A 16,199-nucleotide genomic window follows, 5' to 3' on the forward strand; every position below is an offset into this window, starting at 1 on the left:
TTCAGTGCCAGCTGTCTCGCAGGAATTGACAGCACTGCGTGCCCGTCCGATAACCCTCGCAGCGTCGGCCGGCCAGCGCGAAATGCGCGCAGCCTCAGATACAGGATTGATCGTGAAGACCATTTTCGTTCTCAACGGCCCGAACCTCAATCTCCTTGGCGCTCGCCAGCCGGAAATCTACGGCCGCGAGACCCTCGCCGACGTGGAGGCCAACTGCCGTGCCCTGGTCGAACCGGAAGGCTATGAACTGCGCTTCCATCAGAGCAATGCCGAGTATCAGCTGATCGACTGGATCCATGAGGCCCGCACCACGGCCTGCGCTCTGGTGATCAACCCGGCCGCCTACACCCACACCTCGGTCGCGATTCTCGACGCGCTGAACACCTGCGAGTTTCCCGTCTTCGAGGTGCATATCTCCAACGTGCACAAGCGCGAGAGCTTCCGCCATCACTCCTATGTCTCCCTGCGGGCAGACGGGGTGATTGCCGGGTGCGGCATCCAGGGTTACGAGCTGGCCCTGCGCCGCGTGATGCATCTGGTGGGCGCCGCCTAACGCGGCGAAAACAGCCAGACCTTCATCCGGTCTGCCATATAGGCGATCACGTCGCCGAGCGTTCCGGTCCGGATGAAGGCGAGTTCCGTTTCCAGACAGGCGCGGGCCTCGTCCAGAGAGGCCGGCCGGCCCGAGCGGCTGCGCAGCCGTCCGACGCCGATCAGCCCGGGACGTACCGCAAAGCGCGCCTCGTAACGCGGGTCGATGTCGGCCCACAGGATGCCCGAGACCCGCTCGCCCGGCGCATGGGGCCGCGGCCCCACGAGCGAGAGATCCCCCTTCAGGATATTGACCAGATGCGGCAACCGGTGAAATCCCGCCCGCCGCAGAAAAGTGCCGAAACCGGTCACGGTGCCGGGCCGTGCCGTATGGGCCTCCTCCGCCTCGTCCAGCTCCATTTCCGGGAGCAGCTCAACATGGGTGGTGCGGAACGAATAGAGGTCGAACGGCCGCTGGTCGCGGCTCAGTCTGGGCTGGCGCCAGAAGACCGGACCGACGCTGTTGGCCTTGATCCCCAGGGCGACAATCGCAAAGAGCGGCGCCAGAAGGGTCAGTGCGGCAAGCGAGAGCGCCACATCAAGCACCCGCATCCCGCGCAACCCCGGCGAGGGGACGACAGGGGCCCCCATCTGCGGGGAACGTCCGGTGGACATGGGCGAAGGGTCAGGCGAGGGCATCCGGGGGCGGTCTCCAATCCGGTTGCCAGTCTTGCCAGCAAGGCGGCCACGCTGTCCAGCCTTTCCAGACGCAAGATCGAAAGCCCCCGCTTGCGGTTCGCGTGTACGGGGTATCAGTATCGCGTTCTGTGGTATAAGTAATTTCTCTATATTCAGAGCGTCAAACCTGCGAATTCATACAAGTAATCTGGATTAAATATCCATTAATATGGTTAATTAATACAATGAGAAAAATCCAAAGGGGTTATTCTCATGAAATCCGGGAAGATTGGGGCGCAGGGCGCAGGCGGTAAGGAAGTTGCTGGCGGAACATCATCCGTCTGGACCTGGATGGGAACGGGGAAGGACGCGGGGTTTTCGCCAGAGTTCCGCAAGCAGGCGCTTGAACGGCTGCGGATCGTCCTGACCGCCTTCTACGATCATGTGCGCGTGACGCCAGAGGCGCGGCGCTTCTTTTCCGATGCTTCGGTGATGGACCACGCGGCGGAGATGCAGATCCGTCACTGGACCCTGCTTCTCGAAGGGCGTCTCGACGAGGACTATTTCGCTTCCGCCCGCCGCATCGGTGAAGTGCATAATCGCCTCGGGCTCGACACGTCCCTCTATCTCGAGGCCTATGGCTTTATCCTCAGCCGGTTGGTGAAGGACCTGTCCGCCCCGGGGTCGCGACGCTTCTTCACCCGGCGCAAGCAGGCAGCAACGGCGCAGGCGCTGGAACGCCTGATCGCGCTCGCCGTGTTCGACATGAGCCAGGTGATTGCCGTCTACACCGAGGCCGGCCAGAAGGATCGAACGCGCGCGCTTGCGGAGCTCGGTGATCTCTTCCGTCAATCCATCGGCGCGGTCTCTGACGAGCTGGAAACCATGGCGCGCGGGCTGACGAACTCTGCCGAGTGTCTCATCGACGTGTCGAGCAGCACCGAACAGGGGCTTGGGCTGGCGGAGCGCGGTTCAAATGCCACGGCGGAGAACATCAACACCGTTGCGGTTGCCTCCGAAGAGCTGACCAGTTCCGTGGGCGAAATCGGCCGTCAGGTTCAGCAGTCCTATGCCATCGCCGAGGAGGCGACCTCCACCAGCACTCAGGCCATCGAGACCATGAGCCAGCTGACACAGGCGGCCGGGCGTGTGGGCGAGATCATCAGCCTGATCAACGACATTGCGGCAAAGACCAACCTGCTGGCGCTGAATGCGACGATCGAGGCCGCACGTGCCGGCGAGGCCGGGCGAGGTTTCGCGGTTGTCGCCACCGAGGTGAAGGATCTGGCGGATCAGACCGCCCGCGCCACGGCGGAAATCGCCGCCCAGGTGGAAGAGATCCAGACCGTCACGGCCTCCTCCGCGACCGCCTTGGAAGAGGTGCATGCGACCATTCGCCGCCTCAACGAGATCGCGGCCGTGATCAACGACGCGGTCGACCAGCAGGGTGCGGCGACGCGCGAAATCAGCTCGAACATCCAGCTGGCTGCCAACGGAGCAGGAGAGGCATCTTCGGCAATCCTGGCGATTGGCGAGGGCGCAAGGCGGACCTTTGCGGAAGCCGGCAAGGTGCGCGAGGGAATGTCAGGACTGTCCGGTCAGGCCCGTCGCCTGCAGGAGGTCTCCGCGAGCTTCCTGCAGAAGGTGGCCGCCAGCTAGGCGGCCTGGGCCGGAAAGGCCGGGCAGGTGCCCGTCAGTCCACGTAGACGAGGTAATAGGCGCTGGCGGCGAGAGCCATGTCCAGGTGGACGAGGCGGGTAACGGAGCGCGTGAGCCTTTCCGTCTGGCCTGCCGGCAGGTTCGATGCGCAAATCAGCGTGGTGAACCGGTCGGCCAGCCAGCCATAGGCCAGCAGGAAGTCGCGCATGCTGATTTCCAGCCTGTGGTGCATCAGCCCCAGACGCCGCACGCCCTCCAGATATTGCTTGTCCGGCCCTTTGACGAAGAGTTCGTGCCAATGGTCGATCTGCCGATCGATCAGCCGGTTCAGATCGAAGTCCCGGTGCATCGTGAAGAGGCGGACGAGGGGCTTCGTGCGATAGAAGTCCTCCAGCAGCGGGCGCATCTCCGGCGCGAGAATGGTCCAGGCTTCCCGCCCATTGAGAAGATCGACGGGTCCGATCTCCAGGTGTTCAAGAGACACTTCAAGACCAAGGGTTGCATTGCGTATCACGGGCCGGTTTCCTTCTTGCGTTTCCGGTTTCCATGGCTTAGCAACAATATCGATATTCAAATATAACATATTGATTATATTATATTCATTCTGAAAGTTTGCGCCGCGGCAGGGCGCATTTGCCTGCGCCGGCGCAAGTATGAAAGAGGAAGAGATGCGCCTGACGGAGAGGACGGATACTGCCTTCAGGATCTTGATGTACCTGGGTCTTCATCGCGGCACCCGCTGCGCCATCGACGACGTCGTCGAGCGCTGCAAGGCCCATCGGTCGCAGGTGGTGGCGGCCGTCCAGGTGCTGCGCAAGGCGGGCTATATCGAAAGCTCTGCGGGACGGTCCGGCGGCATCTGGCTGGCGAGGGAGCCGGAGGAGATCGATCTGGGTTCCGTGGTCACCCTGATGGAGACGGATCTCTGTCTGGCCCAATGTTTTCAGGCCTCCCGCAGCGGACAGTGTTCCCTCTATGCGGAATGCCTGCTGCGTCCCGCCCTGAAGAAGGCGCTCGATGCCTTCTTCGAAGAACTGCGGAACATTTCACTGCGCGACATCCTTCACAACGGCGACCGCCTGCGCGCCTTGCTCGGCTCTCCGCGCGGCGCTGTCTAGGAACCCGCGTCCCAGCCGCCGGAGCCGCCCTGATGGCATGAAAAAACCCGGGCCAGTGACCCGGGTTTTTCGCATTTCAGTGGCTACGGCGAGCCGGTGCCCCACAGCGGGGCGGCGGCCTCAGTAGGCCCGGCCGACGCTCACATAGTCGAAGCCGCGCTCGGACATGTAGTCGGGCTTGTAGATGTTGCGCAGGTCGATCACCTTCGGTGCCTTCACCAGGCTCTTCACCCGGTCCAGATCCAGCGCACGGAACTGATCCCACTCGGTGATGATCACCACCGCATCCGCATTCTCGATGGCGTGATAGGGGCCGTCGCAGAACATCAGATCCGGCATGATCTTGCTGGCTTCATGCATGGAGGCCGGATCATAGGCGCGCAGGTTGGCGCCTGCCTCCTTCAGCTTGGCCACGATGTCGATGGCCGGTGCCTCGCGCATGTCATCGGTGTTGGGCTTGAAGGCAAGTCCCAGCAGGGCAATGGTCTTGCCCTTGACGGAGCCCCCCATGGCCGCGATGACCTTGTCGGCCATCTTCTTCTTGCGCTCCGCATTCACCTCGATGACGCTGTCGACGATCTTCAGCGTCGCGCCCGCGTCATGTCCGATCTTCGACAGGGCCAGCGTGTCCTTCGGGAAGCAGGAACCGCCATAGCCGGGGCCGGCATGGAGGAACTTGGAGCCGATGCGGTTGTCGAGGCCGATGCCGCGCGACACTTCCTGCACATTGGCGCCCACCTTCTCGCAGAGATCGGCGATCTCGTTGATGAAGGTGATCTTCACGGCCAGGAAGGCGTTGGCCGCATACTTGATCAGCTCGGAGGTGCGGCGGCGGGTGACGATGATCGGCGTCTCGTTCAGATAGAGCGGGCGATAGAGCTCGCGCATGACGGAAACGGCGCGGTCATCCTCGGTGCCGACGACCACCCGGTCCGGGCGCTTGAAGTCGTTGATGGCGGCCCCTTCGCGCAGGAACTCCGGATTGGAGACCACTGCGAACTGGGCGTCCGGGTTCGTGCGGGCGATGATCGCTTCCACTTCGTCGCCGGTGCCGACCGGAACGGTCGACTTGGTCACGACGACGGTGAAGCCTTCGATCAGGCCGGCGATTTCCTCGGCAGCCGCGTAGACATAGGAGAGATCCGCATGCCCATCGCCGCGACGGGTCGGGGTGCCCACGGCAATGAAGACCGCATCCGCCTGGCGGATGGCGTCCTGCGGATCGGTGGTGAAGGACAGGCGCTGCTCGGCCACGTTCTTGGCCACCAGTTCCTGCAGTCCCGGTTCGTAGATCGGAATGCTGCCCGCATTGAGGGCGTCAATCTTGGAGGCATCCTTGTCGATACAGGTGACCTGGTGTCCGAAATCCGCAAAGCAGGCACCGGAAACAAGTCCGACATAGCCTGTCCCAATCATTGCAACGCGCATGTAAACGTCCAATCCTGTTCAAATTTTCAGGCAGGTGGTGAGGTGTGACCCATTGGTTCACCTGCTAACAAGTGACCATTGCCGTACCATGACACCATGGACGATGCGACGGAAAATGTGGCGTTTCCGCGCATCTGCGCACAAAGACTGTGCGCATGGTTTATTGCCAAACCTGACAGGAGCGAAATTTCTGGCAGTGGACCTGGGGCGACCCGGTGGACCGGGCTTCGACCGGATCCCTCAGGCGGGGCACCGTTTCCCTGTCGTCACTGCGACGTGCAGCAACCGCAGCCCCGCCATGATATTTGCATCTTGAGTGTTTCGGAAGATTTCCCCGGTGGTCTTTGCGGGCGAGTCAGGGCAAAGTGACGCAGCGCATGCTGAGGGAAGCTGGCATTGCGCGCGGCACGTGTCCTCCTGCCGATCCTGTTGCGCGGGGGAACGGCTCTTGCGCGCGGGCGGTGACCTCACGGCTCGTGCCGTACGGGATGGCGATCGAGCCAGCGCGCGTGCAGCCGATGACCTTCCCGCTTCACTTTCCGGAATGCCGAGCGGATCAGATCCGGGAGGCGGGCCGTCGTTGTTTTTGATTTGAGAGTCCAGGGTTTTTCTCTGATGGGTCTTTTTGTGTCGTCGCATTCCGGTTCTTCCCATTGCACCGCGCGCCCGGTCATCGTTTGTGCCGAGACCAAGCATTCCTCGTCTGCCGCGCTGAAGCGCTCATTGCTCACCGCGGCTGCCCTGGTCATCGCGAGCCCTGCGGGGGCCTTCGATCAGATCGTGGGCTCCGAGACAGTCATCGGTGGCGGCATTGGCGGCACGCTGGGCTCCCCTTACGATTCGTCCTCCTTCCTGAGCATCGGGCCGAGCGGAGGAGATGGAAGTCTGACGGTCTCGAATGGAGGTCAGGTGACCGGCGTCGAGCTGTCGGTTGGGGAGAGCATCGGAAATACCGGTGAGCTGACCATTACGGGCACCGGAAGTCTGGCGAGTTTTTCGACTTCAGCAGAGATCGGGGGCACCGGCGTCGGCATACTCACGGTTTCTGATGACGGCACATTCCGTCTTGGTGCGGGTGAGGCTCTTGCCGTTGCGGCTGGGGTTTCCTCCACCGGCACCGTGGAAATTGGCGCGGCAGAGGGCGAGGCGGCAGCCGGTGCCGGGGCTCTGGAGGTTGACGAAATCACCTTCGGGGCAGGGCTTGGCACCCTCGTTTTCAATCATACAGATACGGACTATGTCCTGGGTGCGGACCTCACGAAGGGCGCGGGAACCTCGAAACTTCAGCATCTGGCCGGGCACACGACACTGACTGGCGCAGTGGATCTGACGGAACTCAACCTCGTCTCCGGCACGCTGGTCGGCACGGCAGCGGCATCAGCCGGCGACATTCTGGTTTCGGGGACATCGGGCAAGAGCACGGAACTTCGGCTCTCCGGCAGCAATGCTCACTGGTCCACACCTCGTTTCTTCTACTTTTCGTCGACCGGGCCCGCGACGCTGACGCTGGAAAACGGCGGATACGTGAGTGCACAGACGGCCGTACTCGCAGCGGCTCCCGGCGTGGCGGCCCACATTTCCATCTCGGGCGCGACCAGCGGACTGGTGGCTTCAGATATCGCCTACGTCGGGATCAGCGGAACCGCCATCGTGTCCCTGACCGGTGGCGGGGGCCTTGCCAGCATCTCCGACATGGTCCTGGGATATGCCCCTGGCAGCAATGCCCTGGTCACCGTGTCCGGTGCGGGCAGCACGCTGGGCTCCTATCAGAACGTCCGGATGGGACTGGATGGCGGCGCGACCGTAACCCTCTCGGACGGCGGGAAGCTTGTGGCATCCGGCGGCGACAGTCTGAACAATATCGGGACCGTCCGCCTCGGTGCGTTGAATGGAACCGCCGGCATCCTGAACATCGGCGCTGCGGCCGGGGATACGGCAGCTGCAGCCGGCTCCGTTGCGGCCGGTACGGTGATGTTCACCGACGGCTCCTCAAGCAAGCTGGTCTTCAACCACTCGGAGACGTCCTACGACTTCAATCCGGCACTCCAGGGTGGCGGTGCCCTCGAGTTCTATTCCGGCACGACCAGCATCCGGGGAGATCTGTCGTCTTATACGGGGACCTTCGACGTTTTTGGCGGCACGGCCATCATGACCGGGGCCTTTGATGATGACGTCACCGTGTTTTCCGGGGGGCGGCTCGCGATCAACGACACGGCGACCGGGCAGCTGTCGATCAGCTCCGGCGGCACCCTTGGTGGCACGGGTGTGGTCTCGGATGTGGTGCTGGCGGCCGGTGCGGCACTGGCGCCGGGCAATTCCATCGGCACGCTGACGGTCAGCGGCGGGCTTGATCTGGTCACCGGCAGCACTCTTGAAATCGAGGTCAACGCGGCCGGCCAGTCCGACCTTCTGGAGGCTTCGGGTGCTGTTGCCATTGCCAATGGAGCAATCCTCTCGGTGCTCGCGGAAAACGGAACTGACACGGGCGTCACCTATGGCGACAGCACGGATTACACCATCCTGCGCGGTGCCGCCCTGTCCGGCCGCTTCGATACGGTGACCGACAGCTTTGCCTATCTCGATGCCGAGGTTGCCTACTCCGCAACGGAGGCGACCCTGACCCTGAGCCGTAATGACATCAGCTTCGGCGCCCTCGGGTCCACACCGAACCAGACCCGCGCGGGTGGGGGGGTGGAAAGCCTCGGCAATGGCAATCCGCTTTTCAATGCAGTGCGCGGGCTGCCCGCCGGGCAACCGGGCTCCGCGTTCCAGCAGCTGTCGGGCGAGACCTATGCGGGCCTCCAGACGGCCATGATCGGCGACGGGGGCATCTTGCGCGGCGCCGCGCTACAGCGGCTCAGCGGTTTCGGCCCGTCTGGCGGTGCAGGGGCCCTTGCCTTCAATGGCGAGGGGAGCGTTCCGGTTCTCGAGCAGGTGAATGCCCAGATCTGGGGGCGCGGCTTTGGCGGCTGGGGCACGGTGGATGCGACGGCCGGAACGGCAGAGGTCAATCGCCGGGGCGGCGGCCTGCTCACCGGTCTGGACGCCGAAATCCTGCCCGACTGGCGCACCGGCCTCATGGCCGGGTGGTCCAGGAGCCTGTTCGACTCCCCGCTCAATGCCACGACCGGGACCACGGACAGCTTCCATGTCGGGGTCTATGGTGGAACCGCCTGGGACCTGGGGCAGGGATCTCTCGGGCTTCGTCTGGGCGCGTCCTACGCTTATCACGCGGTCGAGAGCGCCCGCACCGTCGCCTTCACCGGTTTCAGTGACCGCCTTGCGGCCGACTATGACGCGGGAACTGCCCAGGGCTTCGTCGAACTCGGCTGGAGCCTGCCCATGGGGCGGGCGGTGATGGAGCCCTATGTGGGCCTCGCTGTGCTGCACCAGCACAGCGACGGGTTTACGGAAACCGGAGGCGCAGCCGCGCTTTCCGTTGCCTTCGATACGGCCGTCCAGGGGGTCAGTACCCTGGGCTTGCGGGGCAGCGCGATCCTGGCGCAGACACCGGATCTGACCACGGCTCTGACCGGGGGGCTTGGTTGGCGTCACGGCTTCGGCGACACGGACCCGACCCTGTCCATGCGCTTCGCCTCGGGCGGCAATTCCTTCGACATTGCCGGGGCGCCGATGGCGACCGACACCGCCTTGCTCGAAGCCGGGCTGAAGATGACCTATCAGGACCGCCTGTCGGTGGATGTCTCCTATCAGGGAGAGCTGGGGCAGGGTGTTCGCGACCATGGGGCGCGGGCGGGCGTGCGGCTCGCCTTCTGAGCGGGGCGGGCAGCCAGGACCTGAGATCGGTGGCAAGGCCCGCGCACGAGGGGCGCAGGGCCTGCGCAGAGGATGCGGGACAACGCCGCGCCTCTGCTTGACGGGCGGCTGCTTCTGGGCAATGTTTGCGGTGACTACATCACCGGATCCCATGTCGACCTCCTATCACCACGGAAACCTGCGCGAGGCGCTGATCAGGCGCGCGATCGAGATCCTCAGCACCGAGGGCATCGAGGCGCTGAGCCTGCGCGCCCTGGCGCGCCATCTTGGCGTCAGCCATGCCGCGCCCTTGCGCCATTTCCAGACCAAGGCCGATCTTCTAGGCGCCATCGCCAACGAGGGCGTGCAGCGGGTGGTGACGCTCGCCCGCTCCTATGACGACCTGCCGGCGGGGCTTGTGCGCCTGCGCGCCATTGCCGGCGCCTATGCGGACTGGGCGATTGCCCATCCGGCGATCTACCAGATCATGCGCCTGCCGGATGTGATGCGCCACGCGCCGGCGGAAATGTCGGCGGCCGTTGGCCAGTTTGCCGACCGGATCCGCCAGGAAATCCGCGCCGCCCAGGCGGCCGGCTGGCGCCGGGACGAGGCGCCCGAGACCCTCTTCCTTCACCTGTCCGCGCTGACCGTGGGCACCGCCACCATGATGGCCGACCCCTTCTACGCGCCCTCCCGGACCAGGGCATCCTTGCGCGAACAGGTGATGGCCTCTCTTGACCTTTTCGTCGGACTGCCGCAGACGGCGGGCCGATCTCCTTGCGAACACGCCTGACCTGACGTCCCTTCCGGACCCGGTCGGCCCGACCTTGCTGATGAAAGACAGACAACCGATATGAAATCCCCCGTACCCCTGACCACCCTTCCCAAAAACGGCCTGTTCGGCGAGGGCGACATCTTCGTCCTCTTCGGTGAGCTCTTCGGCCGCGGCTATGCCACCGGCCTCATCGAAGCAGCGAAGGCCGCCGGCATGACGGTGGTGGGCGTGACGGTCGGTCGGCGCGACGAGACCGGTGCCCTGCGCGCCCTCACCGCGGAAGAGTTGGCGGAGGCGGAAGCCAATCTCGGCGGCAAGATCATCAACGTGCCCCTGATGGCCGGCTTTGACATGGACGCGCCGGAAGGCGGCAAGACGCCGACCGATCTGGTGGGCGAAATGTCCATCGACACCTGGCAGGAGCACAAGCTCGACTGGGACCACATCGCCCGCTGCCGCGAGATCGGCGTCGCCCGCTTCACCGCCGCGCTGGACAAGGTCATGGCCGAGCTGGAAGGTCACATTCCGGCGGGCAAGAACGTCTTCTTCGCCCACACCATGGCTGGCGGCATTCCCCGCGCCAAGGTGTTCCTCGCCATCGCCAACCGCATCTACAAGGGCCGCGGCGCGCGCTATCAGCCGTCCCAGACCCTGGTGGAAAGCGATCTGGGCAAGCTCATCCTGCAGAATTTCGATGAGGTGACGGCCAACAGCTTCGGTCACCTTCTGGCCGCCAGCAAGCCCCTGCGCGCAAAGATTGAGGCTGCCGGCGGCAAGGTGCGCTACAGCGCCTATGGCTACCACGGCACCCGCATCCTGGTGGATGGCGAATACCGCTGGCAGACCTACACCAACTACACCCAGGGTTATGCCAAAATGCGCCTGGAGCAGTTTGCCGAGGCCGCCTGGGCCGAAGGCGTGCATGCCACGGTCTTCAACTGCCCGGAAATCCGCACCAACTCCTCCGACGTCTTCGCCGGCATCGAGCTGTCGCTCCTGCCGCTGCTTGAAGCCCTGCGCCAGGAAGGCAACGGCCCCTTCGTGGATGCACTCTGGCAGCAATGCGCAGAGCTGCTTCAGGATGGCACTTCGCTCGAAGACGTGCTCGCCATGGTGCGCGCCTATCAGATCGACGAGGTCATGCAGCCCTTCTACAACTTCGAAGCCTGGCCCATGCCCAACAGCGCCGAACAGGTGGACCGTACCGTCGGTCTTTCCCAGGACATCGTCGCCCTGCACAAGGACCGCAAGGCGCTTGTCAGTGATGTTCTGAGCCAGCATGTGGTCAATGCCACCGGCGCCCTGATCTTCGGCGCCTCGACCGATGCCGGCGCACCGGTGCTCTGGCTCGACCACGACATCGTCGCCCGCCAGCTCATCGCCGACCACGCCTGAGCGCAGGATGCGGATCATGGCGCACCCCGGGAAAGGGGGAAGCCCCAACCGCGTCGCCTGATCCCTCAAGTCCTTGAATGAAGAGAGCCCCGTGATCCCAGGATCGCGGGGCTTTTTTCGCGCGTGAAGATGCTATCCGAAGGAATCGGGATCCAGGGCGCAGGCAACATCGAACGTGAACCCCGACGAATGCTGCGCCGAACGCGCGAAGGCAAGACTGAAGATCAGTTGCGTGATGCAAAGATGAGTGGGGAATTTCGGATAAATGGTGCTGCCGGAGAGATTTGAACTCTCGACCTCTCCCTTACCAAGGGAGTGCTCTACCCCTGAGCTACGGCAGCCCGTGCGGACCGGTGGGGTGGTGAGGGGATCCTCGAACCTTCCTCAACTCTCAGTCAAGCGACTGATTTTCAAGGATGTTTGCCGGTCGGCGGTGTGTCCCGGCGGCCGTGCCGTCCGGAATGAGGGGCTTTTGCCATAACTCCCGGAGCCGCGCAAGCGCCTTGTCGCGTTTTTTCAAAAATGCCTGTGAAACTTTTCAGGTGCGGCTGCAGCGTTCTCCCGGGAAATGGCTTTTCTCCAGCGTTTTCCGAGGCTTGGTGCTTGTGGAAATCCTGAAGGTCAGGGCGGGCTGCACCTTGTGGATCTTCGTCCGGTTTGCCTCTTGCGCCCTTTCGATCACGGCACACATGGGTAAGATCGCTCGACAAAAGTCGCGTTGCCGGCTTGTTCGGCCGAACGGGGCTGTTGCTGGGCGAGGCGGGAAAGGAACTCGGCCAGGCGGAGCCCGATAAGGTTCAGGTGGGGCAGGGGGGCTTCGGGCTCTCCCCGGCGCTGGCCCGATCCGGACCGGCCTGCCCCAGTCTGCCCCGACCTGATCCTTCCGGGATCACCCGGCCGGCGAGAACCAGCAGGTCCCGGGCAAGGCGGACCGGAAGCCATCAAGGCGAGTAGAGGAAGACGAGCAGAGGATGAAGACCGCATGACCCGCACTCCGGGGGACACTCCGCCCCGCGTCGATCGTCCCGCGGCCGATGGCGCGACAGGGGATGCAGCCAGGACCGATGCAGCTGCCGCCGATGCAGCTGCCGCCGAAGCGGCTCCCCGGTCCGAGGATGCGGCACCGAGCGGGCCCAGGTTGCATCGCAAGCCCGCCATGAAGAACAAACCGGAGCGCGAGGCCCGTCTGGCCGAAGCCCTGAGGGCCAATCTGCGCCGCCGCAAGGCCGCCGGGAAAGCGGGCGCGAGCGGGGCCGACGACGAGGAGACGCCGGACGCCTGATACAGGGTCGGCGAGAGGGCCGGATTGCCCGGTTGCCGCCACGTCTGCGCCTTGCATGGGCCACACGGAGCGTGTAGAGCCGGAGACCACACGAATTCCGCCGCGACGGATGGAGACTGAAGGGCCCGGCGCGGCCTCTCCGGCGCGGCCATCACCTGATGGATGGGGACATGGACAGCATCAAGGTTGTCGGGGGCGCAGAGCTCAACGGCATTATTCCGATTTCCGGCGCCAAGAACGCGGCCCTGCCGCTGATGATCGCATCGCTTCTCACCGACGAGACCCTGACCCTGAGCAACGTCCCGCGCCTGCGCGACGTGGCCCTGCTCACGCAGATCCTGCAGAATCATGGCGTCGATTATTCGGTCAATGGCAAGCGCAACGGTCAGGACGATCTGGAAGGCCAGACCGTTCATCTGACCGCGCGCGAGATCGTCGATACCACCGCGCCCTATGAGCTGGTCTCCAAGATGCGCGCCAGCTTCTGGGTCATCGGCCCGCTGGTGGCCCGCTGCCACGAGGCGCGCGTGTCGCTGCCCGGCGGCTGCGCCATCGGCACCCGTCCGGTGGATTTCTTCATTGACGGCCTGACGGCGCTTGGCGCCCAGATCGACATCGACGGCGGCTATGTGGCCATCAAGGCGCCGGGCGGCCTGAAGGGCGCCCGCGTGGTCTTCCCCAAGATCTCCGTCGGCGCCACCCACACGATCATGATGGCGGCGACCCTTGCCGAAGGCGAGACCGAGATCGTCAACGCGGCCTGCGAGCCGGAAGTGGTCGATCTCGCCAACTGCCTGATTGCCATGGGCGCGGAAATTGAGGGCGCGGGCACGCCCACCATCCGCATTCAGGGCAAGAAGCGCCTTCACGGCGCCCATCACAAGGTGGTGGCAGACCGGATCGAGACCGGCACCTATGCCATGGCCGTCGCCATGACCGGCGGCAACGTGCTGCTCCAGGGCGCCCGCGCGACCCTGCTTGAAAGCGCGCTCCACGTGCTGCGCCAGACCGGTGCGGATATCGTCGAGGAGGCCGATGGCCTGCGCGTCCGCCGCAATGGCAATGGCATCACCCCGGTCGACATCACCACCGAACCGTTCCCCGGCTTCCCGACGGATCTTCAGGCCCAGTTCATGGCCCTGATGACCCGGGCCCAAGGGCGCTCCCGCATCACCGAGACCATCTTCGAGAACCGCTTCATGCATGTGCAGGAACTGGCGCGTCTCGGCGCCAAGATCCACATCGATGGCCGCACGGCGATGGTCGATGGCGTGTCGACCCTGCGTGGCGCCCCCGTCATGGCAACGGACCTGCGCGCGTCCGTCTCTCTGGTCATTGCCGGTCTGGCAGCCGAAGGCGAGACCCATGTCAGCCGCGTCTACCATCTGGACCGCGGCTTCGAGCGTCTGGAAGACAAGCTGACCCGCTGCGGCGCCACCATCGAACGCATCTCCGGCTGATCCGCCGGCTCGGATCGCAGATCATGAGGGAAGGGGCGCCGCGCAGAGGATGTGCGGCGCCCTTTTTCCGTTTCCGCGCCCTTTCATATCTGCGTGGCACCCTTATCTGTCGCATTGTCAAAAGGGTCCCGACCCTGTAGGTCATCTGGCAACCGCGCCGCTCCTGCCTTCGGGTGGGAAGGGGCTTTCGTTCCATCCTCATGAACCCGGTCTTCAAACACGGCATGTCCATGGATCAGCTCAAGCTCGCAGCACTCGATCAGGAGGATCTCGCGGTCCTCTCCGCCCATGTCCAGGATGCGGTGATCAGCGTGTCCGACATCCGCTTCCTGCCCAGGGAACAGACGGCGATCTTCGTGATGAACCGCTTTGTCTGGGACGGCAAGAAGGACCGGCGAACCGGCCACTACGAGCGCCGCCGCGCTGCCCTGTCCGTGCGCCGCGCCCATTCCCTGCGCGCGCTGGGTGTCGACCCGCGGGCCAAGGGGCAGGTGCTGGAACTCCTCGCCGTGACCTTCGAGCCCAAGGATGAGCCGACAGGCGAGCTGCGTCTCACTTTCGCGGGGGGCGGCATGCTGGCGCTGGATGTGGAATGCATCGAGGTGCAGCTGGCCGATCTGGGCGCGGCCTGGGGAACGAAGAACCTGCCGAGCCACGACCTCGGCTGAGCGCATCGCAACAACTGCAATCTTTCAAGATCCCGGGCGTCGGCAGCCAGCACGATGCAGAGGCGCCGGCCCGGTCGATGGGAACAAGGACGACACACGATGGCCATCCGTCTTTCTGCGCAGGCCGAGGATTTCGAGGCCCGCTTCCGTGAACTGCTTTCCTCCAAGCGGGAAGTGTCCGAAGACGTGGATCACATCGTCCGGGATATCCTGGAAGACGTGAAGCGGCGCGGTGATGCGGCCGTGCTCGACTACACCGCCCGCTTCGACCGCCTGCAGGCCAGCTCCATGGCGGAGCTGCGCGTCAGTGCCGAGGAAGTGGCCGAGGCGCTGAAGCAGGTGCCGCAGAAGACCCTCGACGCGCTGGAGCTGGCGCGCGACCGGATCCACTCCCATCACGCCCGCCAGATGCCGAAGGACGACCGCTACACCGATCCGATCGGCGTGGAGCTGGGCTCCATCTGGACGGCGGTCGAGGCGGTCGGGCTCTATGTGCCCGGTGGTCTGGCGTCCTATCCGAGCTCCGTTCTCATGAACGCCGTTCCGGCGAAGGTGGCCGGCGTCGAGCGCATCGTCATGGTGGTGCCGAGCCCCGATGGGGTTCTGAACCCGCAGGTGCTGGCCGCCGCGCACATTGCCGGGGTTTCCGAGATCTACCGCATCGGCGGCGCTCAGGCCGTGGCTGCGCTGGCCTATGGTACCGACACGATTGCGCCGGTCTCCAAGATCGTCGGCCCGGGCAATGCCTTCGTGGCGGCCGCCAAGCGCCGAGTCTTCGGCACGGTGGGCATCGACATGATCGCCGGTCCCTCGGAAGTGCTCGTCATTGCGGACGAGACCGCCAATCCGGAGTGGATCGCAGCCGATCTCCTGGCTCAGGCCGAACATGACGCGGTGGCCCAGTCCATTATCATCACCGACAGTGCGGATCTGGCATCCGCCGTCGAGCAGGCGGTCGAAGGTCAGCTCAAGACCCTGCCCAAGGCAGAGATCGCGGGTGCCAGCTGGCGCGACTTCGGCGCCGTCATCGTGGTGCCGGATCTGGACGCGGCCATGCCGCTCAGCAACCGCATTGCCCCCGAGCACCTGGAGCTTGCGGTGGCCGACCCGGAAGCGCTCCTGAAGAAGGTGCGCAACGCGGGCGCCGTCTTCATCGGGGCCCATACGCCCGAAGCCATCGGCGACTATGTGGGCGGCTCCAACCACGTGCTGCCCACCGCGCGCTCGGCCCGCTTCTCCTCTGGTCTGTCCGTGCTGGATTTCGTCAAGCGCACCTCGATCCTGAAGTGCAATGCGGACAACCTGCGCCAGATCGGCCCGGCGGCCGTGGCCCTGGGCGAGGCAGAAGGCCTGGCCGGTCACGCGCGCTCTGTTGCCATTCGGCTCAACCTCTAGCAGGGTGGGCCAAGGCGATTCCCGAGGGGAGGCTCGTGGCGCGCCGCATGTGGA

General features: G+C 64.6%; 13 protein-coding genes and 1 tRNA gene. 10 read left to right on the plus strand and 4 right to left on the minus strand.

All coding sequences use genetic code 11. The features are described from left to right. Window positions 1-112: 112 nt before the first annotated feature. Window positions 113-553, plus strand: coding sequence for a type II 3-dehydroquinate dehydratase (aroQ, locus tag FR728_RS02940; protein WP_149891142.1), 441 nt, complete (start codon window positions 113-115; stop codon window positions 551-553). Here the strand turns inward: aroQ and FR728_RS02945 are convergent. After that, the gene (locus FR728_RS02945) at window positions 550-1,206 is read right to left on the minus strand and encodes a sugar transferase (RefSeq protein WP_188318767.1); all 657 of its coding nucleotides are present in this window, start codon (window positions 1,204-1,206) and stop codon (window positions 550-552) included. The two genes, aroQ and FR728_RS02945, sit on opposite strands and share 4 nt — an antisense overlap. Window positions 1,207-1,482: 276 nt before the next feature. On the opposite strand from FR728_RS02945, the gene FR728_RS02950 reads away from it, so the two are divergent. Continuing rightward, entirely contained in the window at window positions 1,483-2,868 is a 1,386-nt protein-coding gene (locus tag FR728_RS02950; RefSeq protein ID WP_149891144.1) for a globin-coupled sensor protein, read from the plus strand. Between the two features lie 34 nt (window positions 2,869-2,902). Here FR728_RS02950 and FR728_RS02955 read toward each other — a convergent pair whose 3' ends face one another. Continuing rightward, entirely contained in the window at window positions 2,903-3,382 is a 480-nt protein-coding gene (locus FR728_RS02955) for a protoglobin domain-containing protein (RefSeq protein ID WP_188318768.1), read from the minus strand. Window positions 3,383-3,536: 154 nt separating this feature from the next. Here FR728_RS02955 and FR728_RS02960 point away from each other — a divergent pair, with 154 nt between their 5' ends. After that, on the plus strand, window positions 3,537-3,986 hold the full coding sequence (locus FR728_RS02960) for an RrF2 family transcriptional regulator (RefSeq protein ID WP_280115321.1): 450 nt from the start codon (window positions 3,537-3,539) through the stop codon (window positions 3,984-3,986). Between the two features lie 120 nt (window positions 3,987-4,106). On the opposite strand, the gene FR728_RS02965 is transcribed toward FR728_RS02960, so the two are convergent. After that, the gene (locus FR728_RS02965; protein ID WP_149891147.1) at window positions 4,107-5,414 is read right to left on the minus strand and encodes a UDP-glucose dehydrogenase family protein; all 1,308 of its coding nucleotides are present in this window, start codon (window positions 5,412-5,414) and stop codon (window positions 4,107-4,109) included. 615 nt (window positions 5,415-6,029) lie between these two features. On the opposite strand from FR728_RS02965, the gene FR728_RS02970 reads away from it, so the two are divergent. The 3 genes from FR728_RS02970 (at window position 6,030) to FR728_RS02980 (ending at window position 11,340) form a co-directional block, all read left to right on the plus strand. After that, on the plus strand, window positions 6,030-9,191 hold the full coding sequence (locus FR728_RS02970) for an autotransporter outer membrane beta-barrel domain-containing protein (RefSeq protein ID WP_149891148.1): 3,162 nt from the start codon (window positions 6,030-6,032) through the stop codon (window positions 9,189-9,191). A 151-nt stretch (window positions 9,192-9,342) separates the two neighbouring features. Then, on the plus strand, window positions 9,343-9,963 hold the full coding sequence (locus FR728_RS02975) for a TetR/AcrR family transcriptional regulator (RefSeq protein ID WP_188318770.1): 621 nt from the start codon (window positions 9,343-9,345) through the stop codon (window positions 9,961-9,963). A gap of 60 nt (window positions 9,964-10,023) precedes the next feature. Further along, the gene (locus FR728_RS02980) at window positions 10,024-11,340 is read left to right on the plus strand and encodes an enoyl ACP reductase FabMG family protein (RefSeq protein ID WP_149891150.1); all 1,317 of its coding nucleotides are present in this window, start codon (window positions 10,024-10,026) and stop codon (window positions 11,338-11,340) included. Window positions 11,341-11,606: 266 nt separating this feature from the next. On the opposite strand, the gene FR728_RS02985 is transcribed toward FR728_RS02980, so the two are convergent. Beyond that, window positions 11,607-11,681, minus strand: a tRNA-Thr gene (locus FR728_RS02985). Window positions 11,682-12,322: 641 nt separating this feature from the next. Between FR728_RS02985 and FR728_RS02990 the strand changes: the two genes are divergently transcribed. The 4 genes from FR728_RS02990 to hisD all read left to right on the plus strand — a co-directional run bounded on the left by FR728_RS02990 (window position 12,323) and on the right by hisD (window position 16,145). Next, window positions 12,323-12,622: a hypothetical protein gene (locus FR728_RS02990; RefSeq protein ID WP_149891151.1), complete on the plus strand. Its 300-nt coding sequence runs from the start codon at window positions 12,323-12,325 to the stop codon at window positions 12,620-12,622. A gap of 170 nt (window positions 12,623-12,792) precedes the next feature. Beyond that, window positions 12,793-14,082 (plus strand): UDP-N-acetylglucosamine 1-carboxyvinyltransferase, encoded by a 1,290-nt coding sequence (gene murA, locus FR728_RS02995; protein ID WP_149891152.1) that lies wholly within the window; start codon window positions 12,793-12,795, stop codon window positions 14,080-14,082. A gap of 230 nt (window positions 14,083-14,312) precedes the next feature. After that, entirely contained in the window at window positions 14,313-14,750 is a 438-nt protein-coding gene (locus FR728_RS03000) for a DUF2948 family protein (RefSeq protein ID WP_149891153.1), read from the plus strand. 99 nt (window positions 14,751-14,849) lie between these two features. After that, window positions 14,850-16,145, plus strand: coding sequence for a histidinol dehydrogenase (gene hisD, locus FR728_RS03005; RefSeq protein ID WP_149891154.1), 1,296 nt, complete (start codon window positions 14,850-14,852; stop codon window positions 16,143-16,145). Window positions 16,146-16,199: the final 54 nt, after the last annotated feature.

The sequence above is a fragment of the Roseibium aestuarii genome (assembly GCF_008477545.1).
Taxonomy (GTDB): Bacteria; Pseudomonadota; Alphaproteobacteria; order Rhizobiales; family Stappiaceae; genus Roseibium; species Roseibium aestuarii.

Bases quoted from the DNA above. Each gene is read 5' to 3' on its own strand.
- FR728_RS02945 (WP_188318767.1), bottom strand. From the start codon at position 1,206: ATGTCCACCGGACGTTCCCCGCAGATGGGGGCCCCTGTCGTCCCCTCG.
- FR728_RS02950 (WP_149891144.1), top strand. From the start codon at position 1,483: ATGAAATCCGGGAAGATTGGGGCGCAGGGCGCAGGCGGTAAGGAAGTT.
- FR728_RS02960 (WP_280115321.1), top strand. From the start codon at position 3,537: ATGCGCCTGACGGAGAGGACGGATACTGCCTTCAGGATCTTGATGTAC.
- FR728_RS02965 (WP_149891147.1), bottom strand. From the start codon at position 5,414: ATGCGCGTTGCAATGATTGGGACAGGCTATGTCGGACTTGTTTCCGGT.
- FR728_RS02970 (WP_149891148.1), top strand. From the start codon at position 6,030: ATGGGTCTTTTTGTGTCGTCGCATTCCGGTTCTTCCCATTGCACCGCG.
- FR728_RS02975 (WP_188318770.1), top strand. From the start codon at position 9,343: ATGTCGACCTCCTATCACCACGGAAACCTGCGCGAGGCGCTGATCAGG.
- FR728_RS02980 (WP_149891150.1), top strand. From the start codon at position 10,024: ATGAAATCCCCCGTACCCCTGACCACCCTTCCCAAAAACGGCCTGTTC.
- FR728_RS02990 (WP_149891151.1), top strand. From the start codon at position 12,323: ATGACCCGCACTCCGGGGGACACTCCGCCCCGCGTCGATCGTCCCGCG.
- murA (WP_149891152.1), top strand. From the start codon at position 12,793: ATGGACAGCATCAAGGTTGTCGGGGGCGCAGAGCTCAACGGCATTATT.
- FR728_RS03000 (WP_149891153.1), top strand. From the start codon at position 14,313: ATGGATCAGCTCAAGCTCGCAGCACTCGATCAGGAGGATCTCGCGGTC.
- hisD (WP_149891154.1), top strand. From the start codon at position 14,850: ATGGCCATCCGTCTTTCTGCGCAGGCCGAGGATTTCGAGGCCCGCTTC.